The sequence below is a fragment of the Streptomyces yokosukanensis genome (assembly GCF_001514035.1).
Lineage (GTDB): Bacteria > Actinomycetota > Actinomycetes > Streptomycetales > Streptomycetaceae > Streptomyces > Streptomyces yokosukanensis.
This window is the reverse complement of record NZ_KQ948215.1, coordinates 14,551-40,027: the sequence shown is the minus strand read 5'-3', so window position 1 is coordinate 40,027 and position 25,477 is coordinate 14,551. Positions and strand designations below refer to the sequence as shown.

Genomic DNA, 25,477 nt, shown 5'->3' with positions numbered 1-25,477 from the left:
GCAATAGGGCGGGATCACATGTGGGCACCGTGGCTCGGCGCGTGCGCCGGGGCGTGGGCGAGGAGGTGGCGTACGAGGGTGAGCAGGGTCTGCACGCCGGAGCTGGAGATCCGGGCGTCGCAGCGGACCACGGGGCCCTCGGGGTCGAGGTCGATGGCGGCGCGCACCTCGTCGGGGTCGTAGCGGTAGGAGCCGTCGAACTCGTTGAGGGCGATGATGAAGGCGAGCCCGCGTTCCTCGAAGAAGTCCACGGCGGCGAAACAGTCCTGCAGCCGGCGGGTGTCGGCGAGGATCACCGCGCCGAGCGCGCCCTCGGACAGCTCGTCCCACATGAACCAGAACCGCTCCTGGCCCGGTGTGCCGAACAGGTACAGCACATGGTCCGGATCGAGGGTGATCCGGCCGAAGTCCATGGCGACCGTCGTCTCCATCTTGTTCTCGACGCCGTCGAGGCTGTCCGTGCCGACGCTGACCGTCGTGAGCAGCTCTTCCGTACTGAGCGGCGCGATCTCGCTGACCGCGCCCACGAAGGTCGTCTTGCCGACCCCGAACCCGCCCGCCACCAAGATCTTCAGCGCGGTCGGGAACGGGTCAGAGCTGTCGTCGTAGTCCATCGAGCACTGCCTCCAGCAGAGACCGGTCAGTGGGTGTGTGGTGGAACACGGGGGGCTTGGTGGTCAGCGCCCCGCCGTCGACGAGGTCCGAGAGCAGCACCTTGGTGACGACCGCGGGCAGTTTCAGATGCGCGGCGACCTCGGCGACCGAGACGGGCGCCCGGCACAGGTCCAGCGCCTGGGCGTGCTCGGGGCCGAGATAGCCGAGCGGGGTGACGCCGGTGGCCATCACCTGCGACATCAGGTCCAGGGCGATGCTGGGCTTGGTACGTCCGTTGCTGACCGTGAACGGGCGCACCAGCCGTCCGGCCGCGTCGTCCAGCCAGGGCCCGTCGCCGGCTGCGGCCACGCTCAAGGCCTCGTCGCCGTGGGTTCGACGGCGTGTTGCCGCGGCGCGGTCACCAAGTAGGGCCGAACGCTCTTGACCAGCATCGCCATCTCGTAGCCGAGGACGGCCGCGTCGGCCTCACGCCCCGCGAGCACCGCGAGACAGGTGCCGGAACCGGCGGTGGTGACGAACAGCAGGGTCGAGTCGAGCTCGACGACGACCTGGCGGACGTCCCCGCCGTCACCGAACCGGATGCCGGCGCTGCGGCCGAGGGAGTACAGGCCGGAGGCGAGGGCCGCCATGTGGTCGGCGCTGTCGATGTCGAGGCCGTGTACGGACTTCACCAGCCCGTCGCAGGACAGGAGTACCGCGCTGGTGGTGTGTGGTACGCGCTGCACAAGGCCGCTCAGCAGCCAGTCGAGGTCGGAGGCGTGGGCGGTCGGCGCGTCGCTCGCCATGGTGGATCGACTCCTTGGGGTGTATGCGGGAGCGCTGGGGCTGGGGGTGTGTGGTCGATGGTGGGGTGGGTACGGTGCGGGCGGTCAGCCGGCCGGGGCGCTCCCGTCGGGCCGGCCGACGCCACGGTCACCGTCGGATGCGGGCGCGTGGGCGCGCCCTTGGGATATGGGGCCGGGATCCGTGTGGTCCGGCCCCATGTGGTCTGCGGTCGTATGGGGTGAGCCGGTGTGGTCAGAGCCCATGTGGTCCTGCTGCATACGCACGGGGTCGGTGAACTCCGTTGCGGAAGGCCGGAGATGGGGGTCCCTCATGTGGGGGGCATCCATGTGTGCGGAGGCCGGGTGGGCCGCGTCCGTGTGGGCTGAGCCCATGTGGGAGGGCTCCATGAAGGACTCCACATGGGAGGCGCCCATGTGGCCGGAGTCCAACAGATGACCGGAGTCCAAGTAGCTTGAGTCCAAGTGGCTTGAGTTCAGGGGATCCAGCTCGTGGCTCTCCAAGTGCTGCGCCGCCTCGGCGAGTCCGATCCCCCGCTGGAAGGCCGCCATCAGCCCTGGGTCGTGGCCGGGAACGGTGTCGTCGTCCTGACGCGGTACGGGGCCGCCACGCAGCTGGGGGACGATGTGCTGCTGGGCGCGGCGCCGGGGCAGTTGGGGCTTGCCCATGGTGCCGCGCACGGTGCCGACACGCGGCGTGGGCAGGATGCCTGCGTGGGCCTCGATCGCCGCCCGGTCCTCGGCGCTGATGCCGGGCACGGCGTCGGCGGGGGTGGGCCGTTCCTGCCGGGTGCCCCGCACGGGAAGCGGTGCCGGGGCGTCCGCGCCGCGCCCGCCCTCTTCGCTCTCCGCACCGCTGCGCCCGCCCCCGGTGTCGGCATCCTGCCGCCCGTTCCCATGCTGGGCGCGCCGCCTGCGCCCGGTCGCCGGAGCCTGTCCGACCTCGGTACCGGCCTCGCTCCCGGAGGCGGCCACGGACCCGGCCGTGGCGTCGGCGGCCCCGGCGGCGGACGGGGCACCGGCTTCCGGCCGCGTACCACCGTGAGCGGCGCCGGCATCGGCGGGCCACACTCCGAGCGAGGGGGACGGCGTGGGGGACGGGGGCGGCGAGGGGAACGGCGGAGGCACGGCAGAGGAGACCGACACGGGCCCCCGCATCTGCCCTGACCCGTATCCCTGCCCCTGCCCCTGCCCCTGCGCATGGTCAGAGGCAGGCGTGGGCGCCGGGGCGTAGGCGGGGTCCTGGCCCTGGAGCCGTGCCTGCGGCGACGCGCCGGTGTCCGCCGGCCCCTGCTGCTGCGGTACGCCCGCCCCGGCCCCCGTGGCCGCGCCGGGCACCCCGGGCGCCGTCCCCAACAACGCCTGCGGGACGACGAGTACGGCCTGCACACCACCGTAGATGTTGGTCTGCAGCCGTACGTGAATGCCGTGCCGACGGGCGAGCTGGGAGACGACGTAGAGGCCGATGCGGCCGTCGGCCAGCAGGCTGGCGACGTTGACCTGGTCGGGGTCGGCGAGCAGCGCGTTCATCCGGTTCTGTTCGCCGACCGGCATGCCGAGCCCGCGGTCCTCGACCTCCACGGCGAGCCCGGAGGTGACGAGGTTGGCACGGAGCAGCACCTGCGTCTGCGGGGCGGAGAACACCGAGGCGTTCTCGATGAGTTCGGCGAGGAGATGGATGACGTCGGCGACGGCGTGGCCGCGCAGTTCGCCGTCGATCGGCGGTACCAGCTTCACCCGGGAGTACTGCTCGACCTCGGCGATGGCGGACCGCAGCACCTCGGTCATGCTGACCGGGTTGCTCCACTGCCGCCGGGAGACGGCGCCGCCGAGCACGGCGAGGTTCTCCGCGTGGCGCCGGATGCGGGTGGCCAGGTGGTCCACATGGAAGAGGCCCTTGAGCAGATCGGGATCCTCGATCTCGTTCTCCAGCTCGTCGAGGATGGAGATCTCCCGGTGCACGAGCGACTGAAGCCGGCGCGCGAGGTTGACGAAGACCTCCAGTTTCTGCTCGCTGCCCGCCTGGCTGGAGAGCTGTGCCGCGCGCACGACGGCGGTGACGGCGCCGTCGTGCGCGCGGGCCAGGTCGGCGGCGAGCAGCTCGAAGTCGTCGGCGTCCGCGGGCGGCCGGCGGCGCGATGCGGGCTGCGGCGGGGTCTCCCCCTGGCGCAACGCGTCGACCAGCGCATGCAGGTCGGCCTCACCGCGCGCGGCGCTACGGCGTAGTCCGTCGACGCGGTCGGCGACCGCGCGGGCAGCACGGTCGGCGGCCACGACGGCGATGAGGATGCCGGCGACGGTCACGGTGACCGCTCCGGCGAGGACCGCCCAGAGCGTGGGTCCGGTGCGGGTGCCGGTGGCACGGATACTGAAGAGGACCGCGGCGCTGGCGCTGAGCGCGACCGCGAGGGGCGGCAGCACGGCGAGCCGCATGAGCTGGGGCCGTATGTGCATCTCGGGCAGTGCGGGAGCGGGTCGGGCGACCGGTCGCCCGTGCCGGCCGCCCTCGCGGCGGTCGGCGCGGGTGGCCGGTGCTCGGAGGTGAGACATCTGCGTCCTCGTACTGGTCCGTCGGGCCTGTTTCTCACGCGGTGCGCGAGGCGGGCATGCGTCATCGCGGTGTCGGTCGGCGGCACCGGCGAACCCGGCCACCTGACGCGACGGCCACTCACAGTAGTCGCCTGCGCATCATGTGCGGTGGGCAGTTGACAAACTCCCCCGAGGAGCGTCCCGCTCTGGTATGAACCGTCGTACGACAGACCGATAACCCAGCAGGACTCCGCACGACCGGACCGAAAGACACCGATAAGACCTGGTCAAAACCGGTCACGAACGGAACGTGCCGGGCCGCGGTCGACGGCCGCCCAGTTCTCGCCGCGCGCCCGATTTTCGACAGCGGTCGAGCCGCCCTCCACCATGCCGCGCACCTCGAACGGAGACACCGATCAGCCCGGCCGTCACGGAGAGTATCCGCATTGGCCTGACCTTAGGCCACCTCAGAGTGACCTCGATCCCGCTTTGCGGACTCGGCGTTACGCTTCGACGTGGATAATAGGTACATATTTCGTGCGAGGGGTCATATATACACTCACGTAGAGCCTCCTCATGAAGACCCCTTCTCCAGTTGGTGCAGAACTCCCGCCGGAATGACTTCAGGCGTCGCCGACAGATTGGCACGCCAGGTAGTCCGGCGCCGAATGAGCCATGCCGCCTCGCGCTCGCGACGCGGCCACACGGGTGGTTCTGCGCGAAGCACCCGCGCCCGGCGTTGGGCCTCGTGACGCCTTGACCGCACAGGGAACTTGAGTCGATCGCCGAACCGACGCCCGTGCTCGCCGATCGGACGATCCGGCGTGCCGACTACCGGATATAGGACATTTGCGCATTAACCTCTGGTCACCTTATGACTTGGCGGATCGCGTAATGACGTGGCGGATCACGTACGCGTTTCGCTTCAACACTCGGAGAAGACATGCGCAAGCCTCGCAAGACCGCTGTCGTGGCCGTCCTCCTCGGCACCGTCGGCTTCCTCGGCGCCGGCACCGCCTACGCCCACGGGGATGGGCACAAACACGGACAGAGCCACGAACGCGAGCACCAGGGCCGGGACAAGCAGACGACCCTCATCAGTCAGAACACCTCATGCACGACGGCCGAAGAGAACGTCGACGTCCAGGGCGAGTCCGGGGTCGGGAACGGCCAAACGGGCTACCAGCCCAACAGCAAGGGCTCACCTGGCACGCAGAACACCAATATCGGCGCAAACCTGGGGTGCAACAACACCATCGTCCTCGGCAAGTAGGTCACCGGGGTCGGCGCCGGACCGGCGCGATGGGCCGCTCCCATGTCGGCCGGTCACACGAAGAAGCCCCTCACTTCGGTGGGGGGCTTCTCGGTGTGTGACTGGGTCAGTGGGCCTTGGCGTACGCCTCGCGAACTTCGGCCGGCACCCTGCCGCGGCTGCTGATCTCGTAGCCGGCCTCCTTGGCCCACGCGCGGATGGCAGCACTGTCTTCGCCGCCAGAAGCGGCCGTGGCCTTCACAGGCTTGCGCGTCCTGCCGATCTTTCGCCCCGCGCGGGTGAAGGGAGCAAGGGCCTCGAGCAATTGGTCGTAGCTGTCGGGCCCCAGGTCGATCTCGTACTGCACACCGTCAAGGCTGAAGGTGTGGTTGGCGGCCTCCGACGACTCTTCGCCGGTGAGGTCATCCGTGTAGATGGTTACGGTTTTCTGTGCCATGGCGAACATTCTATGGCCAGAGGAATGACTCGCCCCCGCCCCCGAAAAGGCAGGGGACGCCCGTACGATCGAGGATGCCGCCAGGGAAGCAGCTTCTTTGCGCACTTCACGGAGCCTATCCAGAATACGACCATGGTTGCGATGCGAAATACCGGTCTGGGATTTCGCGCGTGCGCACAAGGACGCGGGAGGATCCCTTCGAAGACGGCACTGGCGTGAATCCCTTGGGCCGCTCTCTTGCCTCGGGGCGAGCGGGTCCGGCGATTACTCGTGCGGCCCGTCGATTACTCGGGGGCCCGTTCTCGGTGCGTCGGCGCCAGGCTGCCCCATGAGCGCGTGATCTGTGCCAGGTCAGCATGCGGCGTCACCGCTCACCTGCCATGTCGAGATCGCCGCTGAGCGTCTCGTCCGAAACCACTTCGGCGATCTTGGGCCGCCGCCAGGGATGCTTGATGGGGTGGGACACGGACCTCCACCAGGGCTCCACCGGCAGTTTGCCCGCGGGCTCGAAGGGCTCGCCCGGTCTGGGCAGCGCCACCGCCTGGCCGACTTCCTCGGCCGCGTCCTTGGTCCACTCCCCCGGCTCGGCCCAGGCGTGCGGGGCGAGATTGAAGGTGGCCCAGTGGATCGGCAGCATGACGCCGCCCGGCTGGCCTCCTTGCAGGTCGAGCTGGCTCTGCACCCCCTGAGCGGGCGACATGTGAATGTCCGGCCATGCGCCGGGCAGCGGCGTACGGTCCGTGTGGCCCTTGGGCCAGAACTCGCTGTACGCGCCGATCTGGATCATGGTGGCGTCGAACGGGCCGTGGGTCGCCCCGATCTCCTTGAAACCCTCGAAGTAGCCCGTGTCACCGCTGTGGTAGATCCGGTGCTCCTCGCCGGCGACGACCCAGGACGCCCACAGGGTGTGCTGCGTGTTGCGCAGGCCGCGGCCGCAGAAGTGGCGGGCCGGGGTGGCGGTCAGGGTGAGCCCGCCGATCCTGGTGGACTCGTGCCAGTCCAGCTCGCGCAGCCGGTCCGACGAGACACCCCAGTGCTCCAGGTGGGCGCCGACGCCGAGCGGCACGGCGAACAGGGTGTCCGTGCCCGCCAGCGCCTTGATGGTGGGCAGGTCCAGGTGGTCGTAATGATCGTGGGAGATGACGACCACGTCGACCTCGCCGAGCGCGGCCAGCGGCAGCGGCACCGGGTGCAGCCGCTTGGGTCCGGCGAAGGGGAACGGGGAGCAGCGCTCGCCCCAGACCGGGTCGAACAGAACACGGTGGCCGTCGATCTCCGCGAGGACGCTGGAATGGCCCATCCAGGTCAGCCGCAGTCCGGTGGCGGGCGGCTTGGCCAGGTCGGCGAAGGTCGTGGGGTGGACCGGGATGGCGCCCTTCGGGGCACGCAGGGGCCGGGTCTCCTTGTCGAGGAACACCTTGGCCAGGTCCAGCGTGGAGCCGGAGGGCCGGGTACGGGCAGTACCGCCCGGGTTCTGGAAGACACCGTCCTTGAAGTGGGGGGAGCGGCGGATGCGTGCCAGGCGCTCACCGCCCGGGTCCGCGCCGAACGCCGTCGGCCGCAGCGCGCGGAGCCCGGAGCTCGAGGAACGCAATCCGGTCACGGTACCTCCCGGTGAAGTGGGTGAGGCTCCCCATTATGGTCGGCCCCTCCGACACTCCGGGACCGCCGGGGTGCCACTCCTCACCCGCCGCACACTACTGAATGACCGTTCAGCGCGTTGACAGGGTGCGCACCGGCTCCAGATACTGACTCACAGTTCAGTAGAACGATGCAGCGATCCGCCCGGCCGCTTGCGCCGACCTCCGTCCCGCGGCCCACTGGGAGGCGCCATGACCGACCTCCCCACCGAGCTGGCCCCGCTCCGTCCCGAACAGCGCGACGTCGTCGATCTCGCCCGCGTCTTCGCCGGTGCGGAGATACGGCCACGCGCGCGTGCCGTGGACGGGGCGGACGTGGAGACACCCTGGGACCTGTGGCACGGCCCGGAGCTGTCGGAGTCCGACTTCCGGACCGTCCCGCCAGAGGCCCTGCTCGCACCGCTGCCGACGGCAGACCCGGTCGACCGGCACACGCGTGTATCCCGAAAAGCGCCGCACGCGTGCGTACCCGCAGCCACCGAGACCCTGGACCGGCCCGGCCCCACCCTGATCACCGTCCCCGAGGAGACCTCATGACCGCCCCCGCTCCCCTGATGTCGCTCGTGTGGACCGACCACGTCACCGGCCGCCAGGGTTTCCTGGTCGTGGACCGGCTGGTGCGCGGCGTGGCCAGCGGAGGGCTGCGGATGCGCCCGGGCTGCACCCTGGAGGAGGTGACGGGGCTCGCCCGCGGCATGACGATGAAGGAGGCCCTGCACTACGACCCCGAGGCCCGTTACGTCCCCCTCGGCGGCGCCAAGGGCGGCATCGACTGCGATCCCCGGGACCCGACGGCGTACGGGCTGCTGGTGCGCTATCTGCGCGCCATGCGGCCGTACATCGAGAGTCTCTGGACCACCGGCGAGGACCTCGGACTCACCCAGGACCTGATCGACCGCGCGGCGGCCGAGGCGGGCCTGGTCTCCTCCGTCCAGGCGGTGTATCCGCTGCTGGACGACGAGGCGACGGCCCGCAAGCGGCTCGCGGACGCCTTCGCCGTCGAGGTGGACGGCATCGGCCTGGACGAGCTGGCCGGCGGCTGCGGGGTGGCCGAGTCGGTGCTCACGGCGCTGGACCGGGCGGGCGTGCCGTACCCGGGCACCCGGGTCGCCGTGCAGGGGCTCGGCACGATGGGCGGGGCCACCGTACGGTTCCTGGCGCGTGCCGGACTGACGGTGGTGGCGGTCGCCGACATCAAGGGCACAATCGCCAATCCGGCGGGGCTCGACGTCGAGACGCTGCTGGCCGCGCGGGACGGTTACGGCACGGTCGACCGCCGTGTGCTGCGCCCCGGCGACCGGGAACTGCCCGGCGGCGCCTGGCTGTCCGCCGAGGCCGAGGTGCTCGTGCCGGCGGCCGTGTCGTACGCGATCGACGCCGCCGACCAGGCCCGGATCTCCGCCCGCTGGATCGTGGAGGCCGCGAACATGCCCGTGCTGCCGCGGGCGGAGGAACTGCTGGCCGCGCGCGGGGTGACCGTGCTGCCCGACGTGGTGGTCAACTCCGGTACGAACGCCTGGTGGTGGTGGACCCTGTTCGGCGACATCGGCGCCGACGCCGACGAGGCGTTCGCTCACATCCGGCGCTCCATGCGCGCCCTGGTGGCCCTGATGCTCGACCGTGCGGACGCCGACGGCACGACCCCGCGCGCGGCGGCCCACGCCTTGGTGGCCGACCGGCTGCCGGTGATCGCGGACCGCTTCGGGTGGTACCGGTGACGGGCCCTGGGGGGCGCCGGCGGGGCGGGGGCGGCAGGAGGTGCACCTGGTGAACCGGCGGGGCGGCACTGGGCTTCGCCGACGCGGACGCCGTACGGCGTGGCCCTGGCGGGATGCACGCGGTCGTCCGGAGCGGCTGAGCGGCCCCGACTACAGTGGACCCATCAGTCCATTGTGCGGAGGTCGGTCATGGGCACGAAGCTGACGGCGAAGGGGAGGGCGACCCGGAGCCGGATCGTCGAGGGCGCCGCGGAGGTCCTGCGGGAGAGGGGCATCGCCGCGGCGACGCTGGACGACATCATGGCGCGGACCAGCACCAGCAAGAGCCAGCTGTTCCACTACTTCCCGACCGGCAAGGACGAACTGCTCCTCGCGGTGGCCCGGTTCGAGGCGGATCAGGTCCTGGAGGACCAGCAGCCCTATCTGGGCCGCCTGGACTCGTGGGAGGCCTGGGAGCAGTGGCGGGACGTGGTGATCGAGCGTTACGAGAAGCAGGGCGACACATGCCCGCTCGGCTCGCTCTTCCTTCAGATCGGGCGTTCGACTCCCGGCGCGCGGGCGATCGTGACCGGGATGCTGCACCGCTGGCAGGAGAGCCTGGCGGCGGGCGTCCGGGCGCTGCAGGCCGCCGGCGAGCTTCCGGCCGACCTCGATGTCGAGACGCGGGCCGCGTCTTTGCTGGCCGCGGTCCAGGGCGGCGTGTCGATCCTGCTGTCCACGGGCCGTTCGGCCCACTTGCGTGCCGCTGTCGACCAGGGGATCGCTGACCTGCGCCGCGCGGGCCAGGCTCCCGGGTGACCCCCTCGCGGAGCGGCGAGCGCGCGCATGAGGCCGCCGCCCGCCTCCCGTCCGCCCCGCCGGAGCCGCGGCCGGCCGGTGCCCGGCGTCAGGCGGCGATGACGGCCGTGGTGGTGCGGCCGCCGTCGACGTCGAGCACGATGCCGTGCACGAAGGAGGACTCGTCCCCGGCCAGGTACACCGCGGCGTCCGCGATGGCGTCGGGCGTGCCCGTCCGGCCCGCCGGAGTGCCCTTCATCATGGCCTCGGCGGGGTGCTCATCGCCGGGGGCGAACGCCTGCACCACGCCCGGCGAGATCGCGTTCACGCGCACACCCGAGGGACCGAACTCCGCCGCCCAGGCCCGGGTCAGAGTCTCGACGGCCCCCTTGGTGGAGCTGTAGAGGGCACCGATCGGAATGCCCAGGGGCGCGATCCACGACCCCAGGTTGATGATCGCCCCGCCGCCGGCCTGCGCCATGGCCGGAGCGATCGCGGCGGTCAGGAAGAAGGGGGCCTTCACATTGACCGCGTAGACCCGGTCGAAGGTCTTCTCGTCGGTCGCCGCCGTGGTGTCGCCGGGGTAGATGCCGGCATTGTTGACCAGGACGTCGATACGGCCGCCGAGGACCCGTGCGGCCTCCTCGGCCAGCGCCCGGGAGGCGGCGGCGGTTCCGTCCAGGTCGGCCCGCACGAAGTCGGCGCGCCCGCCCCGTGCGCGGATCCCGTCGACCACCTCCCCGCCCCGCTCGGCGCTTCGGCCCGAGACGGCGACGTGCGCCCCCTCGGCCGCGAACACCTCCGCGATCGCCCGTCCGATGTTGCTGGTCGCGCCGGTCACCAGGGCCGTCTTGCCCGCAAGCCGCTTCGACATGGTCCACTCCACTGCCAGATCGTTTCCGCCGAACCCGAGCGACCGGACAGCACACCGCAGCCGGCCGCACAGGGCCCCGGGCAGCAGGATCGGCCCGGGCAGTGCCACTGTGCGGCGGCAAAAATGGACTCGCAAGTCCAGAAATGGGGCGACCGGGCCGACGGCGAGACGCCGCCAGGTGGCCGTCGAAACGGCGGGCGGTGGCCAGTGCCGCATCGGCGAACGCCGCTACGTCACCCGGCGGAACGAGCACGCCCGGGACGACCGCCTGCGAAAGGTCGTCACCGGGCCCGACGTGGCCTGGTGCGGCGCTACGTGGCAGAGGTGCGGCGGCCGCCTCGGCGGTCGGAGCTGCGGCCGCCGGTCCCGGCAGCGCCGCCCGTGGCTCCGCCGGCCGCCGTCCGTCGACCAGCCCCACCCGTCGCTCCGCCGGCCGCCGTCCGTCGGCCGGATCCGCGGCCACCCGTGCCGGAGGCGGCGCCGGTCGCCGCACCGGATGCGGACGTGCGGCCGGAGCTGCGGCCGCCCGTGCCGGCGGCACCGCCCGTGGCCGCGCCGGATGCCGCCCGGCGGTCGGAGCTGCGGCCCCCCGTCCCGTTGGCGGCCCCCGTCGCCGCCGTGGCCCCGCCGCCGCTTCGGCGTCGGTGGCCGGATCGCCTGCCGGGCTTGGCTCCGCCATTCCGGTCCGAGCGGGCCTCCGTCGGAGTCGCCGGCTGGGGGACCTCGATGGTGACGGCCACGCCGGAGGGCTCACGGGCGCCGGTGATCGTGGCCAGTTCCTCGTCGCTCGACGTGACGCGGGCCGTCCGGGGGCGGATGCCCGCGTCCGACATGAGTCGGGTGACATCGCGCTTCTGCTCGGGCAGGACCAGCGTGACGACGCTGCCGGAGCCACCGGCGCGGGCCGTGCGGCCGCCCCGGTGGAGGTAGTCCTTGTGATCGGCGGGGGGATCGACGTTCACGACGAGGTCGAGATCGTCGACGTGTATGCCCCGGGCCGCGACGTTCGTCGCCACCAGGGCGGTGACCTGACCGTTCTTGAACTGCTCCAGAGTGCGGTTGCGCTGCGGCTGGGAGCGGCCTCCGTGCAGTGCCGCCGCGCGGACACCGACGGCCAGGAGCCGCTTGGCGAGCCGGTCGGCGGATCTCTTGGTGTCGAGGAAGAGGATGACCCGGCCGTCACGGGCCGCGATGCGCGTGGTGACGGCCTTCTTGTCGGTCTCGTCCTGGACGTGGAGCACATGGTGCTCCATGGTGACCACCGCTCCCGCGGACGGGTCCACGGAGTGCACCACGGGGTCGGTCAGGAACCGCTGCACCAGGCGGTCGATGTTGCGGTCCAGCGTGGCCGAGAAGAGCATGCGCTGCCCGTCGGGCCGTACGTGCTGGATCACCTTGGTGATCTGCGGCAGGAAGCCCATGTCGGTCATCTGGTCGGCTTCGTCCAGCACCGTGATGCGTACGTGCTCCAGCACGCAGTCCCCGCGTTCCACGAGGTCGTTGAGCCTGCCGGGAGTCGCCACGAGCACCTCGGCGCCGCGCCGGAGCGCACCGGCCTGCTTGGTGATGGACAGCCCGCCGACCACGGTGGTCAGCCGGAGGTTCACCGCCGTCGCGTAAGGGGTCAGGGCGTCCGTCACCTGCTGCGCGAGTTCACGGGTGGGCACCAGCACGAGGGCGAGGGGTGCCTTGGGCTCCGCGCGCAGCCCGGCCGTGCGGGCCAGGAGCGCCAGCCCGAACGCGAGGGTCTTGCCGGAGCCGGTGCGTCCCCGTCCCAGCAGGTCACGGCCGGCGAGCGAGTTGGGCAGCGTGGCGGCCTGAATGGGGAAGGGGGTGGTCACACCTTGTGCGGTGAGGGTCTTCAGCAGCGCCTCGGGCATGTCCAGACCGGCGAAGTCCTCGACGGCGGGAAGTGCGGGCGTCGTGCTTTCCGGCAGTCGGAAATCCCTCGGCGACGACGCGGACCGTGAGGGGGAGGAGGTGCGCCGGTTCGGCTTCTGGGGCCTGCGGGGCATGCGGTTGTCTGCCTTCCTGGAAACAGCACAAACCGGGGTCCGCACCTTGACGGTGCGGACCCCGGTGAGCGGATACGCGTCCGGCGATCAGGCGGGGACGATGTTCTCCGCCTGCGGGCCCTTCTGGCCCTGCGTGACGTCGAAGGAGACCCGCTGGCCCTCCTGCAGCTCACGGAAGCCCTGGGTCGCGATGTTCGAGTAGTGGGCGAAGACGTCGGGGCCGCCGCCGTCCTGCGCGATGAAGCCGAAACCCTTTTCGGCGTTGAACCACTTCACGGTTCCCTGTGCCATGACCTTCTCCGATCTGTAGGCAGAGGCCCCATCCGGAGATGCCGGTAAAACAACTAATGCGCCTGAAAGAGAAACATTCCCGTCAGGCGCACATAGGTTCATGGGTACCACAACTGCAACACGAAAACGGTAGCACAGCTCGGCGGCTCGTGGTGGATCACCGAGGCGCACGCCAGGGTTCGCCGGAGTCTTTCGACGAACGTGACGTCGACGTGGAACAGCCCGTCCAGCCGACGGAGGTGGCGGTGGCACGGTCACCGACGGCTGCGGCAGAACGCCTACTGACTGAACGAGCAGTCAGTAGTACGTTGCCGTCGCCCCGGCCGAACCGGGCGCCGAGAGGGCGGCGGCGCGTGTCCGGGCGGCTGTGTAGGGTGACCGCGTGGCGAGAGTGCGGTTGAGCGTGGCCGAGCGGCGGGAGGAACTGCTGCGGGCCGCCATCGGGCAGATCGAGGCGCGGGGCGTGGCGGCGGTCAGGATCGCCGACGTGGCCGCGGTGCTCGGGGTGAGCAACGCGCTGGTGCTGTACCACTTCTCGACGAAGGAGAAGCTGGTCGCGGCCGCGTTCACCTTCGCGGCCGAGGACGACCTCGCGCATCTGCGCAAGTTGCTGGGCCGGCGGACGTCCGCGCTGCGCCGACTGCGGACCGCGGTGCGCTGGTACGCGCCGACCGGACAGGCCAAGGGCTGGCGGCTGTGGATCGAGGGCTGGGCCGTGGCCCTGCGTGAGCCCGCCCTGCGGGAGGTCACCCGGGACCTGGACCGGCAGTGGAAGGCGGCGATCACCGAGGTCATCGCCGAGGGCGTGGCCGCCGGCGAGTTCGCCTGCGCCGACCCCACGGGGGCCGCGCTGCGTCTGACGGCCCTGCTGGACGGACTGGCCGTGCAGCTGACGTCGTACCCGGGCGCGGTACCGCGGACGCGCGCGCAGGAGTGGGCAGAAGACGCCCTCGCGAGGGAACTGGGCCTGGACCGGAAGGCGTTGACCGCACGCTAGGCCCTGTTCACACTCCCCCTCCCAGCGGGGCCCCGGCCCCGCGACGCCACCCCCGACTCCCGCCCGGCACACGCCAGGAACGCCTCCGTGCCCCGCACCGCGAGCCGAGCAGGGCGGTGCGGGGCACGGGGTGCGGTCAGGCCACCGAGGCGATGCGCATCTTGATGTCGTCGGGCGACAGGGTGCCCTTCGCCGTCACATGGTCGCCGGAGGACTCGCCGCGCAGTCGGCGGCCGATCCATGGGACGAGGTACTCACGGGCCCACTGGACGTCGTCGCGGCGGATGTCCAGGGTGCCCCGGGGCGGCAGCGGCGGCCACGGCTGCTCGGGGTCGGCCGGGATCTCGAGGCCGAGGGCCTGGCCGGCACGGAGCGCCACGCGCGTGTGCCCCTCGGGCGAGAGGTGGAGCCGGTCGCTGTCCCAGGCCCGCCGGTCCTGCACGGACTTCAGGGACCACAGGTCGAGCACCGGACAGCCGTATCGGTCCGCGATGGCGCGGACGTGTCCGTTGTACGTGGCGATCTTGCCGCGCAGATGCTTCAGCACGAGAACGCCACGGGTGTCGAAGCCGGTCGTCACCATGACCGTGCCCGCGACCTCGGCCAGTTGGGCCACGGCCCGCTCGAAGCGCTCGGCCACCTCGTCGGGGTCGGTGCCGGGGCGGATGATGTCGTTGCCGCCCGCACAGAAGGAGACCAGGTCCGGGGCCAGTTCGACGGCCTGCGGGAGCTGGTCCTGCACGATCTGGTCGAGCAGCTTCCCGCGTACCGCGAGATTGGTGTACTTGAAGTCGCCCTCGGGGCGCCGGTCGGCGAGCAGCACCGCAAACCGGTCGGCCCAGCCCACGAACGCCCCGTCGGGCCCGAGATCGCCGACGCCCTCGGTGAAGCTGTCCCCCACCGCCACGTACGACCCGATCACTGATCTGTTGTCATTCTTCGAATCGTCTGCCACGTCGGACCATGATTCACCTTCGGATGTGACCTACGCGACCGTAAGGAGGGGTTGACGAACGGTGAGAAGAGACACCCTTAAATAGTTTGCCAATCAGGAATAGGACCGGCCCGGGGGCGGTTGAGCGTGTGATCGGCACAAGTGGGCGCCGGGTCGACGTTCGACGGTGCCTGCGGCGGGCCGGGCGGAAAGCTCAGATGCGGCGCAGCCGGACGACCGTGGCATCCAGGTCACCCTTGAGTCCGGTGCGCAGCCCGTGGTGCAGCAGGACGGCACCCCGGTGAACTTCGCCCGTTTCACGGCACTCGTACGACGCCGCCGGGTCGAGCCCGCGCAGCCGCAGCGCCGGCACCGGCTCGCCGTGGCTCTGCGCCTGCAGCCAGGCGAGGACCACCGTCTCCTGTCCCCGTACGTACTGGACGGCGCTCAGAGCGCCCGCAGGGGGCCGGAGCCGGTACAGCTCGCCGTGCTGGACGAGCGGGCGGATCTCTTTGTAGAGCTGGACCCACTGCCGGGCCTCGGCCAGCTCCTCCCCCGACCACTCGGTGAGGTCGCCGCCGACGCCGAGCACGCCGGCCATGGCGCTGACGAAGCGGAACCGCAGGGAGCTGACCCGGCCGTTGAGCTGGGTGTTCGGGCTGTCGGTGACCCAGGCGGCCATGACCCTGGCGGGATGGATCTGGGTGAAGCCGTGCTGGATGGCGAGCCGGTCCAGCGGGTCGGTGTTGTCGGAGGTCCACACCTGGTCGGTGCGGCTCAGCACCCCGAGGTCGATCCGCCCGCCGCCGCCCGAGCAGGACTCGAAGGCGACCTGCGGATGGGCCGCGCGGAGCCGGTCCAGCAGCGCGTAGAGGGCGCGGACGTGGTCCACCCACAGGCGCTGCGGGTACGGCTCGCCGGGCCAGCCGGCGTCGGTGAAGCAGCGGTTGAAGTCCCACTTCACGTAGTCGATCGGGGCACCGGACAGCAGCGTGTCGAGCTGCTCCCACAGATACTCCTGGACGTCCTCGCGGGCCAGGTTGAGGACGAGCTGATGGCGCAGTTCCGTCCGCTTGCGTCCCGCCTGGTACTGCACCCAGTCGGGGTGCGCCCGGTACAGGTCGCTGTCCGGATTGACCATCTCGGGTTCGACCCAGATGCCGAACCGCATGCCGAGGCCATGCACCTGGTCGGCGAGGGGCTTCAGGCCCTGCGGGAAGCGATCGGGGTTGGGCGCCCAGTCGCCGAGGCCGGCGCGGTCGCTGGTGCGGGCGCCGAACCAGCCGTCGTCCACCACGAACAGCTCCACGCCGATCTCGGCGGCTCGGCGGGCGAGCGCGAGCTGCTGTTCCTCGGAGATGGCGAAGTTCGTCGCCTCCCAGGAGTTGAAGAGCACCGGGCGGTCCCGCTCGGCGTCCGGGATCACGTGCGCGCGCTGGTAGGCGTGCCAGGTGCGGCTTGCGCCGCCGAAGCCGCCGTCGCTCCACAGGCCCGCGAAGACGGGGGTGGTGTACGACTCCCCCGGCCGAAGGGACAGCAGGCCCGAGTCGTCGTAGCCGGCGCCGCCGGTGATCTGCACGCGCGCGTCCGGGAGTTGAGCGACCGCGATGCGCCAGGAACCGGACCAGCCGAGCGCGCAGCCGTAGACCTCGCCGTGCTCCTCGGTGGCGTCGGTGTCCAGCGCCGCCCAGGGCAGATGCTGGTGGCCGGTGTGGCCGCGGCGGCTGCCGATGACGTGCTCGCCGTAGGTGAGCGGGGCGGTGGTGAGGCGGGACTCGGCGGCCCAGCGGCCGTGCAGCTGGGACAGCCGCCAGCCGTCGCGGTCGGGCAGCGTCCAGGTGGCCGCGTCGGCGCGCAGCAGCTCCACGCGCGCGTGCGCGCCGTTCGCCACGGTGACCCAGCGTTCGACGACGTCGCCGCGCATCCGGTAGTGCAGGGTGACGGCGAGGCCGTCGTCGTCGAAGCGCAGCCGCAGCTCGCCGGCCTCCGTCTCATGCGCCCGGAAGCTCCACTGGGTGCCGCGCCGTTCGTCCGTGCGCACGGACAGGGCGGGGCGGACGAAGCGGGGGCCGCCCTCGACCGGGTACTCCTCGCGGCCGTCGAGCGGGGACTCGAAGGGCCAGTAGCCGGGCAGCGGGTCAGTGGCCAGGGCCTCCGCGTCCGCGAGGGCGATCCGTGGCCCCCAGTGCAGATGGAGCAGCTCGTCCGCGTCGGTGAGATGCAGGGCATAACTGCTGGTGGGCCCCGAGAGGAGCCAGGTACGACCGTCTACGGCGATGTCCACCACGTAAGACCTCACAGGTGCCAACAGATTCGCTCAAGTGCCAACATCATCGGGCCCGCGCCTCCTGGTGACAATGGCTGTGGACAACTCCTTGCCCGAGGAAACCGATGTCGTATGGTCGACGGAGCGCCCGCCGACGAGACGCGACGGCGGGGTCCTACCGGGAGGAGCCCCCGTGACGCAGCAGGTCCCGTCGACCGAGCCGGAACTGGCCGGAGTCCGCAATTTCCGCGACGTGGGCGGACTGCCGACCGTGGACGGACGGCGGGTTCGGCAGGGAGTGTTGTTCCGCAGCGGGCACCTCGCGCACGCGACCGAGGGCGACGCGGCGTTCCTCGCCACCCTGGGCCTGCACACGATCTTCGACTTCCGCAACGCGGCCGACCAGAAGCTGGAGGGCCCGGACGTCGAGCTGCCCGGCGTGCGGAATGTGAACCTCCCGCTGAGCGACCCGGCGGACGGCGCCGAGTTCTGGAAGATGGTCCGCGACGGCGACCTCGACCAGCTGCGCGAAATCCTCGCCGACGGCAAGGGCGCGGCCCGGATGGTCGCCTCGTACCGGTCGATCGTCAAGGAACGCACCGCCGAGCACTCCCAGGTGCTGCGCGCGCTCACCGAGGACAGCGTGCCCGCCCTGATGCACTGCGCGGCGGGCAAGGACCGCGCGGGCATATCCATAGCCGTGACGCTCCTCGCCCTGGGCGTGGAGCGCGACGCGATCGTCGCCGACTACCTGGAGTCCAACGCCAAGCACCGGCGCTACAAGGTCCGTCGCAGCGGCAGTACGGAGACCGCCTACACCCCGGAGGTCATGGAGCTGCTGAGCCCGCTCTTCGACGCCCGCGCCGAGTATCTGCAGGCAGCGTTCGACACCGCCGAGCAGACCTGGGGCGGCGTGGACACCTACCTGGAGCAGGGCCTGGGCCTGACCCCGGCCGCCCGCGACCACCTGCGCGAACGCCTGCTGGACTGACCGGCCGACTCTCCGGGCCCGCCGGCTCAGCTCTTCGCACCCACCGCGAACAGCAGGTACAGAAAGCCGGCGAGCACATGGCCGAGGGCGATGTAGATGATCAGGCGGATCCACAGGGAGCGGGGGAACTTCGTCTCGTAGTTGCTCATGGCAGCTCTCCGGTCAGCGGCCCCAGGCACAGCGTGGCCGTGGGGCTCTGCAGCAGGGTGTGGACGAACAGCAGCTCGACGCCGTCCTGGTCCTCGGCGGCGATGCGGTGCGGGGTGAGCGAGTCGAAGTGCGCGCTGTCACCGGGCCCGAGCCGGTGCGCGGTGTCACCGAGGCGCAGCCGCAGCCGGCCCCGGAGGACGTACAGCCACTCCTCGCCGGGGTGGACGCGCACGATGTCGCCCTGCGAGCCGTAGGGCACCTGCACGCGCAGGGCCTGCATGCCCCGCCCGGAGGCCCCGGCCTGTACGTACGTCCAGCCGCCGGCCCGGGTCGGCTCCATGTCGCCGGCCCGCACGATGGCGTCCCGGTCGGCGACCGTCTCACCCAGCAGTTCGGAGACGGTCGTACCGTAGATGCGGGCGAGAGCCAGCAGCATCGGCAGCGACGGCTGCCGCCGTCCCGTTTCGAGGCGGGACAGATGGGCCGGTGAGAGCCCGGCGGCGCGGGCCGCGGCCTCCAGGGTGAGGCCCGCGCTTCGGCGCAGTGCCCGCAACTGCGGTGCGACGGCGGGCAGCTCGTCGTCCGGGCTCACCGGTGGCCCGGCATCTGAGGCGTTCATGCCTCCATTCAGCCCGAAGCTTGCCCCTGCGGCAATTTTCTTGCCTCTGAGGCAAAGACCATCAGAGACCGACGGTCGGCTACCGCCCTGCTACGATCAAACTCAGGATTTGAACACGTTCAAAATGCCTGGGGGATGTCATGTCGAGGACCAGTACGCCCGAAGGGGCCGACGCACCCGCCACCCTGCTCGGCCCCACCGCACTCGGGCTGGGACTCGCGGCCGCGGCGGGCCTGTGCCCCTTGCTCACGTTCGGCCTGCTCCCCGTGATGCTCATCTGCGGCGGGCTCGCCGTCACGTTCGGGCTCACGGGGATCCACTACGCCCGCCGCGGCATCGGCCGGCTGTGGACCGCCACCACGGGAACCGTGCTGGGTGCGATCGGATTCGTCTATCCCTTCGTCCTCTTCCTGCCGCTCTTCTGGTGAGGGCCGGGGCCCTCGGTGACGCTCAGCGATTGGCCACCGCCTGCTTGATCAGGGTCTTGCCGAAGTCCCACATCAGGCCGCCGCCGCTGTGCGCGTCGTCCATCACGGCGGTGAAGGCGTCGATGAACCGGTCGACGTCGGCCTCGTCCACGACCAGGGGCGGGATCAGCTTGATCACCTCCAGGTGGTCGCCGGAGACCTGGGTGAGGATCCGGTGCCGCTGCAGCAGCGGTACGACGACCATCTGCGCGAACAGGCCCTTGCGCGCCGCCTGCAGCATGGTCCAGCGGCTGCGCAGCTTCAGCGAGGACGGCCTGCCGAACTCGATGCCGATCATCAGGCCACGGCCGCGGACGTCGGCGAGCAGCTCGTACGTGTCGATCAGCGCGGTCAGCCGGGACTTCAGCAGCTCACCGCTGGTGCGCACGCCCGCGACGATCTGCTCGTTCTCCATCACCGACAGCACGGCGAGCCCGCACGCCATCGCCGGGGCGTTGGACCCGAAGCTCGCCGAGTGCACCAGCACACGGTCCATCGACGAGTAGACCTTCTTGAAGATCCAGTCCTTGCCGAGTGTGGCACCGACCGGGACGTACCCCCCGGAGAGCGCCTTGGCCACGCACACCAGGTCCGGCTCGACGCCCTCCTCGTGCTGATAGGCGTAGAAGTCGCCGGTGCGGCCCAGACCGGTCTGCACCTCGTCGGCGATGAGCAGCGCCTTGTGCTTGTGCAGCAGTTCCTGGGCGGCGCGCAGATAGCCGGGCGGGGCCTCGTGCACGCCCTTGCCCTGGATCGGCTCGACGATCAGGGCGGCGACGTCGCCCTTCTTCAGCTCCCGGGCGAGGGCGGGAAGGTCTCCGAGGGGTACGGCGGTGTCGGGCAGCAACGGGGCGAAGCCGTCCCGGAAGCCGCCCTCGCCGTTGACCGACAACGAGCCGGTGGTCAGGCCGTGGAAGGCGTGGTCGCAGTAGAGGACACGGGGCTTCCCGGTGGCGTACCGGGCGAACTTCAGGGCCGTCTCGACGGCCTCCGTGCCGCTGTTTCCGAAGAAGACCCGGTCCAGGTGCGGGCTGTGGGCGAGCAGCCGCTCGGCGAGCAGGCCGGGCAGCGGCTGGCAGTCGAACCGGGTCAGGTCCGCGAGGTCCAGGTCGAGCACGTCGTGCAGCGCCTTGCGGACGACCGGGTGATGGCGGCCGAGGCCCATCACCCCGAACCCGGCGAGCATGTCCAGGTAGTCGTTGCCGTCCGCGTCGAAGAAGTGGGCGCCCTCGGCCCGCTCGTAGACCTTGTCGAAGCCGATGGTGTGCAGCATGCGCGGGAGCTGCGGATTGAGGTACTTCGTGTGCAGCTCGTAGCGTTCGGCTCCGCGCTCGGCGAGCAGGGCGCCGAGGTCGAACTCCTTGCTCATTCACTCTCCTTGACTGTGCCGTCCGCGTCCTTGACGGCCAGGCTCGCACTGATCCGCCCGGCGATCTCGACGGGCGTGAGACCGATGTCGGCCAGCACCTCGGCGCGCTTGGCGTGCGCGAGGAACTGTTCGGGGATGCCGAACCGCCGCACCGGCACGTCCACGTCGGCGTCGCCGAGGGCCAGCGCCACGGCCGAACCGACGCCCCCGGAGCGGCTGTTGTCCTCCACGACGGCCACCAGACGGTGTTCGGCGGCGAGGCCCGGCAGCGCGGGGTCGACGGGCTTGACCCAGCGCGGGTCCACCACCGTGCAGTCGAGGCCGCGCGCCTGCAGCAGATCGGCGGCCTGCAGACACACCGGGGCCATCACGCCGACGGCCACCAGCAGCACCTCGGGGCGTTCACCGCGGTGCAGCACGTCCATGCCGCCGACCCGGCCCCGCGCCGGGATCTCCGGGCCTACCGACTCCTTCGGGAAGCGGACCAGGGTGGGCGCGTCGTCCACGGCGACGGCCTCGCGCAACTGGGCGCGCAGCTGTCCGGCGTCGCGCGGGGCGGCGATCCTGAGGCCCGGGACGACCTGCAGGATCGACATGTCCCACATGCCGTTGTGGGAAGCTCCGTCGGCGCCGGTGACACCGGCCCGGTCCAGGACGAAGGTGACCCCGCAGCGGTGCAGGGCGACGTCCATCAGCAACTGGTCGAAGGCGCGGTTGAGGAAGGTGGCGTAGACGGCGACGACCGGATGCAGCCCGCCGGTGGCGAGACCGGCCGCGGAGACGGCCGCGTGCTGCTCGGCGATGCCCACGTCCCACACGCGGTCGGGGAAGCGCTCGGCGAACGCGCCGAGCCCGACCGGATGCAGCATGGCCGCCGTGATGGCGACGACGTCGTCGCGTTCCTCGCCGATCCGGACGATCTCGTCGCCGAACACCGAGGTCCAGGACGGGCCTGCGGACGGCGCCAGCGGTTCGCAGGTGAGCGGGTCCATCACGCCGACGCTGTGGAAGTGGTCCTCCTCGTGGAGGAGGGCAGGCTCGTAGCCGCGGCCCTTCTCGGTGAGGCAGTGGACCAGGACCGGGCCGTGGAAGCGTTTCGCGCGGCGCAGCGCCGACTCGACGGCCTTGATGTCGTGCCCGTCGATCGGGCCGACGTACTTCAGCCCCAGGTCCTCGAACATGCCCTGCGGGGCGAAGGCGTCCTTGAAGCCCTTCTTCGCGCCGTGCAGGGACTCGTAGATCGTGCCGCCGACGACCGGCGTGCGCAGGAGTACGTCCTTGCCCCAGGCGAGGACCTTCTCGTAGCCGTCGGTGGTGCGCAGGGCGGCCAGATGGTTGGCGAGGCCGCCGATGGTCGGGGCGTAGGACCGCTCGTTGTCGTTGACGACGACGATCAGCGGGCGGTCCTTGGCGGCCGCGATGTTGTTCAGCGCCTCCCAGGCCATGCCGCCGGTCAGCGCGCCGTCGCCGATGACGGCGACCACATGGCCCTTCTCCCCCTGCACCCGGTTGGCCTTGGCCAGGCCGTCGGCCCAGCCGAGCACGGTGGAGGCATGGCTGTTCTCGATGACGTCGTGCTCGGACTCCTCGCGCGAGGGGTATCCGGACAGCCCGCCCTTGCCGCGCAGCTTGGAGAAGTCCTGGCGCCCCGTCAGCAGCTTGTGGACATAGGACTGATGGCCGGTGTCCCACAGGATGCGGTCGACCGGTGACTCGAAGACCCGGTGGAGTGCGACGGACAGTTCCACCACTCCCAGATTGGGCCCGAGATGGCCACCGGTCCGCGACACCGCGTGGACCAGGAACTCACGTATCTCCTCGGACAGTTCACCGAGTTCCGCCTCGGACAGTGCCTTCAGGTCGCGTGGTCCCCGGATGTTCTCCAACATGGTCACGCTGGGCCCCCTCTCGATCCGTGTCCTGCCTCAACTCACGTGGTCCGCGGGGCCCGTCCGCTCGGCGAGCTTCAGGGCCTCTTCGATGAGGGTCTGAACGATCTTCGACTCGGGGACGGTCTTGACGACCTCGCCCTTCACGAAGATCTGCCCCTTTCCGTTGCCTGAGGCAACTCCGAGATCGGCCTCGCGGGCCTCGCCCGGACCGTTGACCACACACCCCATCACCGCGACCCTGAGCGGCACTTCCATGCCGTCCAGGCCCGCCGTGACCTCCTCGGCCAGCTTGTAGACGTCGACCTGGGCGCGACCGCAGGACGGGCACGAGACGATCTCCAGACGCCGTTGCCGCAGGCCCAGCGACTGGAGGATCTGGATGCCGACCTTGACCTCCTCCACCGGCGGCGCCGACAGGGAGACCCGGATCGTGTCACCGATGCCCCGGGACAGCAGCGCCCCGAAGGCCACGGCCGACTTGATCGTGCCCTGGAACGCGGGACCCGCCTCGGTGACCCCCAGGTGGAGCGGGTAGTCGCACGCCTCGGCGAGCTGGCGGTAGGCCTCGATCATCACGACCGGGTCGTTGTGCTTCACGGAGATCTTGATGTCCCGGAAGCCGTGCTCCTCGAAGAGCGAGGCTTCCCACAGCGCGCTCTCGACCAGCGCCTCCGGGGTGGCCTTGCCGTACTTCTGCAGCAGCCGCCGGTCGAGGGAGCCGGCGTTGACGCCGATGCGGATCGGGGTGCCGTGGTCCCGCGCGGCGCGCGCGATCTCCTTCACCTGGTCGTCGAACTTCTTGATGTTGCCCGGATTGACGCGGACCGCCGCGCAGCCGGCCTCGACGGCCGCGAAGACGTACTTCGGCTGGAAGTGGATGTCCGCGATCACCGGGATCTGCGACTTGCGGGCGATGGTGGCGAGGGCGTCCGCGTCGTCCTGCGTGGGGCAGGCGACGCGGACGATCTGGCAGCCGGACGCGGTCAGTTCGGCGATCTGCTGCAGGGTGGCACCGATGTCGGAGGTCCGGGTCGTCGTCATCGACTGCACCGACACCGGGGCACCGCCCCCGACCGCCACCGGCCCGACGTGGATCTGCCGCGACTGCCGCCGCGGCGCGACCGGCCGGGCCGGCACCTCGGGCACGCCCAAGGGAACGGCGGTCACGGCGTCACTCCCGGTTTCCCGAGACGGTCTCGCGCATGGCCCGCAGCGACTCCTTCAGGGAGCCCATGGTGGCGAGGACGGCGGTGGGCTCGTAGCCGCAGTGCGCCATGCAGTTGTCGCAGCGCGGGTCCTTGCCGCGGCCGTACTTGTCCCAGTCGGTCTTCTCGATGAGTTCGCGGTACGTCGGCACATACCCGTCGGACATCAGATAGCAGGGGCGCTGCCAGCCGAAGAGCGAGTAGTTCGGGATCGCCCACGCCGTGCACGGGAAGTCGACCTTGCCCTCCAGGAAGTCCAGGAAGAGCGGGGAGTGGTTGAGCCTCCACTTCTTGCGGTTGCCACCGGAGAAGGCCTTCCTGAACAGCTCGCGAGTCTGCTCGACGCCGAGGAAGTGGTCCTGGTCGGGGGCCTTCTCGTAGGCGTAGGCGGGCGAGATCATCATCTCGTCGACCTTGAGGTCGTCGTTGAGGAAGTTGAGCACCTCGACGATGGTCTGCGGGGTGTCGGTGTTGAAGAAGGTCGAGTTGGTGGTCACGCGGAAGCCGCGCCGCTTGGCCTCCTTGATGGCAGCCACCGCCTCGTCGAACACACCCTCCTTCGCCACGGACTCGTCGTGCCGCTCGCGCAGCCCGTCGATGTGCACCGCGAAGGCGAAGTAGGGCGAGGGCTTGAATTTGTCCATCTTCTTGCGCAGGAGCATCGCGTTGGTGCACAGGAAGACGTACTTCCGCTTGGCCACCAACTGGCGCACGATCTCGTCGATCTGAGGATGCATCAGGGGCTCGCCGCCGGCGATGGACACCATCGGCGCACCGGACTCCAACACGGCCCCCACTGCCTGGGCGACGGGCATGCGCTGCTTCAGCACCCCGGCCGGGTGCTGGATCTTGCCGCAGCCCTCGCACTTGAGGTTGCAGGCGAAGAGCGGTTCCAGCTCGACGATCAGCGGAAACTTGTCCCGCTTGCGGAGCTTCTGTTCAGCCAGGTATGTAGCGACCTTGATGGACTGACGCAGCGGCATGGCCATCTGGCTCACCTCCGAGGGAGCAACAAAGAACGGTGCCATTCATAAAATGCGGGAAGAACAGAACGAAGAACGCGGAAAGCAGATATTCCACCGCGCAGCGTGCCGATCCGGACGAGTTCATGTTCCGGAGCGTCCACGACCACCCGTACGGCCGCAACCGGGCGCTCGCCGCCGCGGACGGCGGCCAGGAGCGTGGCCGCCGACTCCATGTCGACCGCGATCGCGCCGGTCGCGAGCAGCTGGGACCGCTCGGGACCGCGTACGACATGGTCGGCGCCGGTGAGCGGGCCGGTGTGGACCGTGCGTCCGGGCAGCAGCCGCACGAGTTCCTTGACCAGCAGTTCGGTGCCCACGCAGGCGACGGTGGAGCGTGGGTCCCGGGTCTCCTCGGCGACCACCAGGTCGCCGGGATGCATGCCGGGGGCAAGCCCGGCGCAGAAGCCGGTGGCCAGCACGGCGGCGTCGACCTGAGCCGGACCGGCGAGCCGGCGGGTGACGGAGCGTTCCGCCGCACGGGGGCCCATGCCCGTACGGAGAATGGAGACCGGCCCGTCCGCCCCGCTTCTGTCCCCGGTGCGCAGGGCCAGACGCTCGATGCCGAGCGCGCAGGCGATCAGCAGCGGGGGCGGGACGGGCTGGATGCTCAAT

25 protein-coding genes are annotated in these 25,477 nt (G+C 70.8%); 7 read left to right on the top strand and 18 right to left on the bottom strand.

Annotated elements, in window-relative coordinates; translation table 11 throughout:
• Nucleotides 1-14: 14 nt before the first annotated feature.
• From AQI95_RS24420 to AQI95_RS24405, 4 genes are all read right to left on the bottom strand, one after another.
• On the bottom strand, nucleotides 15-614 hold the full coding sequence (locus tag AQI95_RS24420; RefSeq protein WP_067127659.1) for a GTP-binding protein: 600 nt from the start codon (nucleotides 612-614) through the stop codon (nucleotides 15-17).
• Nucleotides 592-963: a DUF742 domain-containing protein gene (locus AQI95_RS24415; RefSeq protein ID WP_067127656.1), complete on the bottom strand. Its 372-nt coding sequence runs from the start codon at nucleotides 961-963 to the stop codon at nucleotides 592-594. Before AQI95_RS24415 ends, AQI95_RS24420 begins: the two co-directional genes overlap by 23 nt.
• Nucleotides 964-965: 2 nt before the next feature.
• Nucleotides 966-1,400: a roadblock/LC7 domain-containing protein gene (locus AQI95_RS24410; protein ID WP_067127653.1), complete on the bottom strand. Its 435-nt coding sequence runs from the start codon at nucleotides 1,398-1,400 to the stop codon at nucleotides 966-968.
• 84 nt (nucleotides 1,401-1,484) lie between these two features.
• Nucleotides 1,485-3,947, bottom strand: coding sequence for a sensor histidine kinase (locus tag AQI95_RS24405; RefSeq protein ID WP_244188833.1), 2,463 nt, complete (start codon nucleotides 3,945-3,947; stop codon nucleotides 1,485-1,487).
• 922 nt (nucleotides 3,948-4,869) lie between these two features.
• Here AQI95_RS24405 and AQI95_RS24400 point away from each other — a divergent pair.
• Nucleotides 4,870-5,199 (top strand): hypothetical protein, encoded by a 330-nt coding sequence (locus AQI95_RS24400; RefSeq protein WP_067127650.1) that lies wholly within the window; start codon nucleotides 4,870-4,872, stop codon nucleotides 5,197-5,199.
• Nucleotides 5,200-5,305: 106 nt separating this feature from the next.
• On the opposite strand, the gene AQI95_RS24395 is transcribed toward AQI95_RS24400, so the two are convergent.
• Entirely contained in the window at nucleotides 5,306-5,635 is a 330-nt protein-coding gene (locus tag AQI95_RS24395; protein WP_067128539.1) for a histone-like nucleoid-structuring protein Lsr2, read from the bottom strand.
• Between the two features lie 364 nt (nucleotides 5,636-5,999).
• Complete coding sequence (locus AQI95_RS24390) at nucleotides 6,000-7,238, bottom strand: MBL fold metallo-hydrolase (RefSeq protein WP_067127647.1); 1,239 nt, start codon at nucleotides 7,236-7,238, stop codon at nucleotides 6,000-6,002.
• Nucleotides 7,239-7,467: 229 nt separating this feature from the next.
• Between AQI95_RS24390 and AQI95_RS49145 the strand changes: the two genes are divergently transcribed.
• The 3 genes from AQI95_RS49145 to AQI95_RS24375 all read left to right on the top strand — a co-directional run bounded on the left by AQI95_RS49145 (nucleotide 7,468) and on the right by AQI95_RS24375 (nucleotide 9,791).
• Complete coding sequence (locus tag AQI95_RS49145) at nucleotides 7,468-7,812, top strand: hypothetical protein (protein ID WP_067127644.1); 345 nt, start codon at nucleotides 7,468-7,470, stop codon at nucleotides 7,810-7,812.
• Complete coding sequence (locus AQI95_RS24380) at nucleotides 7,809-8,993, top strand: Glu/Leu/Phe/Val dehydrogenase dimerization domain-containing protein (protein WP_067127641.1); 1,185 nt, start codon at nucleotides 7,809-7,811, stop codon at nucleotides 8,991-8,993. The genes AQI95_RS49145 and AQI95_RS24380 overlap by 4 nt, the downstream gene beginning before the upstream one ends.
• A gap of 189 nt (nucleotides 8,994-9,182) precedes the next feature.
• Complete coding sequence (locus AQI95_RS24375; RefSeq protein WP_067127638.1) at nucleotides 9,183-9,791, top strand: TetR/AcrR family transcriptional regulator; 609 nt, start codon at nucleotides 9,183-9,185, stop codon at nucleotides 9,789-9,791.
• A gap of 88 nt (nucleotides 9,792-9,879) precedes the next feature.
• Here AQI95_RS24375 and AQI95_RS24370 read toward each other — a convergent pair whose 3' ends face one another.
• The 3 genes from AQI95_RS24370 to AQI95_RS24360 all read right to left on the bottom strand — a co-directional run bounded on the left by AQI95_RS24370 (nucleotide 9,880) and on the right by AQI95_RS24360 (nucleotide 12,950).
• The gene (locus AQI95_RS24370) at nucleotides 9,880-10,644 is read right to left on the bottom strand and encodes an SDR family NAD(P)-dependent oxidoreductase (protein WP_067128536.1); all 765 of its coding nucleotides are present in this window, start codon (nucleotides 10,642-10,644) and stop codon (nucleotides 9,880-9,882) included.
• Nucleotides 10,645-10,955: 311 nt separating this feature from the next.
• Nucleotides 10,956-12,659, bottom strand: a complete 1,704-nt coding sequence (locus AQI95_RS24365; protein WP_067127635.1) for a DEAD/DEAH box helicase — start codon at nucleotides 12,657-12,659, stop codon at nucleotides 10,956-10,958.
• Nucleotides 12,660-12,746: 87 nt separating this feature from the next.
• On the bottom strand, nucleotides 12,747-12,950 hold the full coding sequence (locus AQI95_RS24360; protein ID WP_031161015.1) for a cold-shock protein: 204 nt from the start codon (nucleotides 12,948-12,950) through the stop codon (nucleotides 12,747-12,749).
• Nucleotides 12,951-13,332: 382 nt separating this feature from the next.
• Between AQI95_RS24360 and AQI95_RS24355 the strand changes: the two genes are divergently transcribed.
• Nucleotides 13,333-13,947: a TetR/AcrR family transcriptional regulator gene (locus AQI95_RS24355; protein ID WP_107121731.1), complete on the top strand. Its 615-nt coding sequence runs from the start codon at nucleotides 13,333-13,335 to the stop codon at nucleotides 13,945-13,947.
• Nucleotides 13,948-14,083: 136 nt separating this feature from the next.
• Here the strand turns inward: AQI95_RS24355 and AQI95_RS24350 are convergent, their stop codons facing one another.
• A complete protein-coding gene (locus AQI95_RS24350) occupies nucleotides 14,084-14,869 on the bottom strand; it encodes an SGNH/GDSL hydrolase family protein (protein ID WP_067127629.1) in 786 nt (261 codons plus the stop codon).
• A gap of 226 nt (nucleotides 14,870-15,095) precedes the next feature.
• A complete protein-coding gene (locus tag AQI95_RS24345) occupies nucleotides 15,096-17,168 on the bottom strand; it encodes an alpha-galactosidase (protein WP_067127626.1) in 2,073 nt (690 codons plus the stop codon).
• Nucleotides 17,169-17,340: 172 nt separating this feature from the next.
• Between AQI95_RS24345 and AQI95_RS24340 the strand changes: the two genes are divergently transcribed.
• A complete protein-coding gene (locus AQI95_RS24340) occupies nucleotides 17,341-18,138 on the top strand; it encodes a tyrosine-protein phosphatase (protein ID WP_067127623.1) in 798 nt (265 codons plus the stop codon).
• Nucleotides 18,139-18,164: 26 nt separating this feature from the next.
• Here the strand turns inward: AQI95_RS24340 and AQI95_RS24335 are convergent, their stop codons facing one another.
• Nucleotides 18,165-18,287, bottom strand: a complete 123-nt coding sequence (locus AQI95_RS24335; protein WP_067127620.1) for a DUF6126 family protein — start codon at nucleotides 18,285-18,287, stop codon at nucleotides 18,165-18,167.
• Nucleotides 18,284-18,907, bottom strand: coding sequence for a helix-turn-helix domain-containing protein (locus AQI95_RS24330; protein ID WP_067127617.1), 624 nt, complete (start codon nucleotides 18,905-18,907; stop codon nucleotides 18,284-18,286). Before AQI95_RS24330 ends, AQI95_RS24335 begins: the two co-directional genes overlap by 4 nt.
• Nucleotides 18,908-19,047: 140 nt before the next feature.
• Between AQI95_RS24330 and AQI95_RS24325 the strand changes: the two genes are divergently transcribed.
• Nucleotides 19,048-19,335 (top strand): hypothetical protein, encoded by a 288-nt coding sequence (locus AQI95_RS24325; RefSeq protein WP_067127614.1) that lies wholly within the window; start codon nucleotides 19,048-19,050, stop codon nucleotides 19,333-19,335.
• 22 nt (nucleotides 19,336-19,357) lie between these two features.
• Here AQI95_RS24325 and AQI95_RS24320 read toward each other — a convergent pair whose 3' ends face one another.
• Genes AQI95_RS24320 through AQI95_RS24300 form a run of 5 tightly spaced genes read right to left on the bottom strand, consistent with a single transcriptional unit; the run spans nucleotide 19,358 to nucleotide 25,476 of the window.
• A complete protein-coding gene (locus AQI95_RS24320; RefSeq protein WP_067127611.1) occupies nucleotides 19,358-20,743 on the bottom strand; it encodes an aspartate aminotransferase family protein in 1,386 nt (461 codons plus the stop codon).
• Complete coding sequence (gene dxs, locus AQI95_RS24315; RefSeq protein ID WP_067127608.1) at nucleotides 20,740-22,638, bottom strand: 1-deoxy-D-xylulose-5-phosphate synthase; 1,899 nt, start codon at nucleotides 22,636-22,638, stop codon at nucleotides 20,740-20,742. Before dxs ends, AQI95_RS24320 begins: the two co-directional genes overlap by 4 nt.
• Before the next feature lie 30 nt (nucleotides 22,639-22,668).
• Complete coding sequence (gene ispG, locus AQI95_RS24310) at nucleotides 22,669-23,802, bottom strand: flavodoxin-dependent (E)-4-hydroxy-3-methylbut-2-enyl-diphosphate synthase (protein WP_067127605.1); 1,134 nt, start codon at nucleotides 23,800-23,802, stop codon at nucleotides 22,669-22,671.
• Nucleotides 23,803-23,806: 4 nt separating this feature from the next.
• Nucleotides 23,807-24,829 carry an adenosyl-hopene transferase HpnH gene (gene hpnH, locus AQI95_RS24305; protein ID WP_067127603.1) on the bottom strand — a complete coding sequence of 341 codons (1,023 nt, stop codon included), beginning with the start codon at nucleotides 24,827-24,829 and terminating at the stop codon, nucleotides 23,807-23,809.
• Nucleotides 24,830-24,834: 5 nt separating this feature from the next.
• Nucleotides 24,835-25,476, bottom strand: coding sequence for a phosphorylase family protein (locus AQI95_RS24300; protein WP_067127599.1), 642 nt, complete (start codon nucleotides 25,474-25,476; stop codon nucleotides 24,835-24,837).
• Nucleotide 25,477: the final 1 nt, after the last annotated feature.

Coding starts and splice junctions, on each gene's coding strand:
- AQI95_RS24405 (WP_244188833.1), bottom strand. CDS start 3,947: ATGTCTCACCTCCGAGCACCGGCCACCCGCGCCGACCGCCGCGAGGGC.
- AQI95_RS24325 (WP_067127614.1), top strand. CDS start 19,048: ATGTCGAGGACCAGTACGCCCGAAGGGGCCGACGCACCCGCCACCCTG.
- hpnH (WP_067127603.1), bottom strand. CDS start 24,829: ATGGCCATGCCGCTGCGTCAGTCCATCAAGGTCGCTACATACCTGGCT.
- AQI95_RS24380 (WP_067127641.1), top strand. CDS start 7,809: ATGACCGCCCCCGCTCCCCTGATGTCGCTCGTGTGGACCGACCACGTC.
- AQI95_RS24395 (WP_067128539.1), bottom strand. CDS start 5,635: ATGGCACAGAAAACCGTAACCATCTACACGGATGACCTCACCGGCGAA.
- AQI95_RS24335 (WP_067127620.1), bottom strand. CDS start 18,287: ATGAGCAACTACGAGACGAAGTTCCCCCGCTCCCTGTGGATCCGCCTG.
- AQI95_RS24410 (WP_067127653.1), bottom strand. CDS start 1,400: ATGGCGAGCGACGCGCCGACCGCCCACGCCTCCGACCTCGACTGGCTG.
- AQI95_RS49145 (WP_067127644.1), top strand. CDS start 7,468: ATGACCGACCTCCCCACCGAGCTGGCCCCGCTCCGTCCCGAACAGCGC.
- AQI95_RS24330 (WP_067127617.1), bottom strand. CDS start 18,907: ATGAACGCCTCAGATGCCGGGCCACCGGTGAGCCCGGACGACGAGCTG.
- AQI95_RS24360 (WP_031161015.1), bottom strand. CDS start 12,950: ATGGCACAGGGAACCGTGAAGTGGTTCAACGCCGAAAAGGGTTTCGGC.
- AQI95_RS24400 (WP_067127650.1), top strand. CDS start 4,870: ATGCGCAAGCCTCGCAAGACCGCTGTCGTGGCCGTCCTCCTCGGCACC.
- AQI95_RS24370 (WP_067128536.1), bottom strand. CDS start 10,644: ATGTCGAAGCGGCTTGCGGGCAAGACGGCCCTGGTGACCGGCGCGACC.
- AQI95_RS24320 (WP_067127611.1), bottom strand. CDS start 20,743: ATGAGCAAGGAGTTCGACCTCGGCGCCCTGCTCGCCGAGCGCGGAGCC.
- AQI95_RS24375 (WP_067127638.1), top strand. CDS start 9,183: ATGGGCACGAAGCTGACGGCGAAGGGGAGGGCGACCCGGAGCCGGATC.
- AQI95_RS24420 (WP_067127659.1), bottom strand. CDS start 614: ATGGACTACGACGACAGCTCTGACCCGTTCCCGACCGCGCTGAAGATC.
- AQI95_RS24365 (WP_067127635.1), bottom strand. CDS start 12,659: ATGCCCCGCAGGCCCCAGAAGCCGAACCGGCGCACCTCCTCCCCCTCA.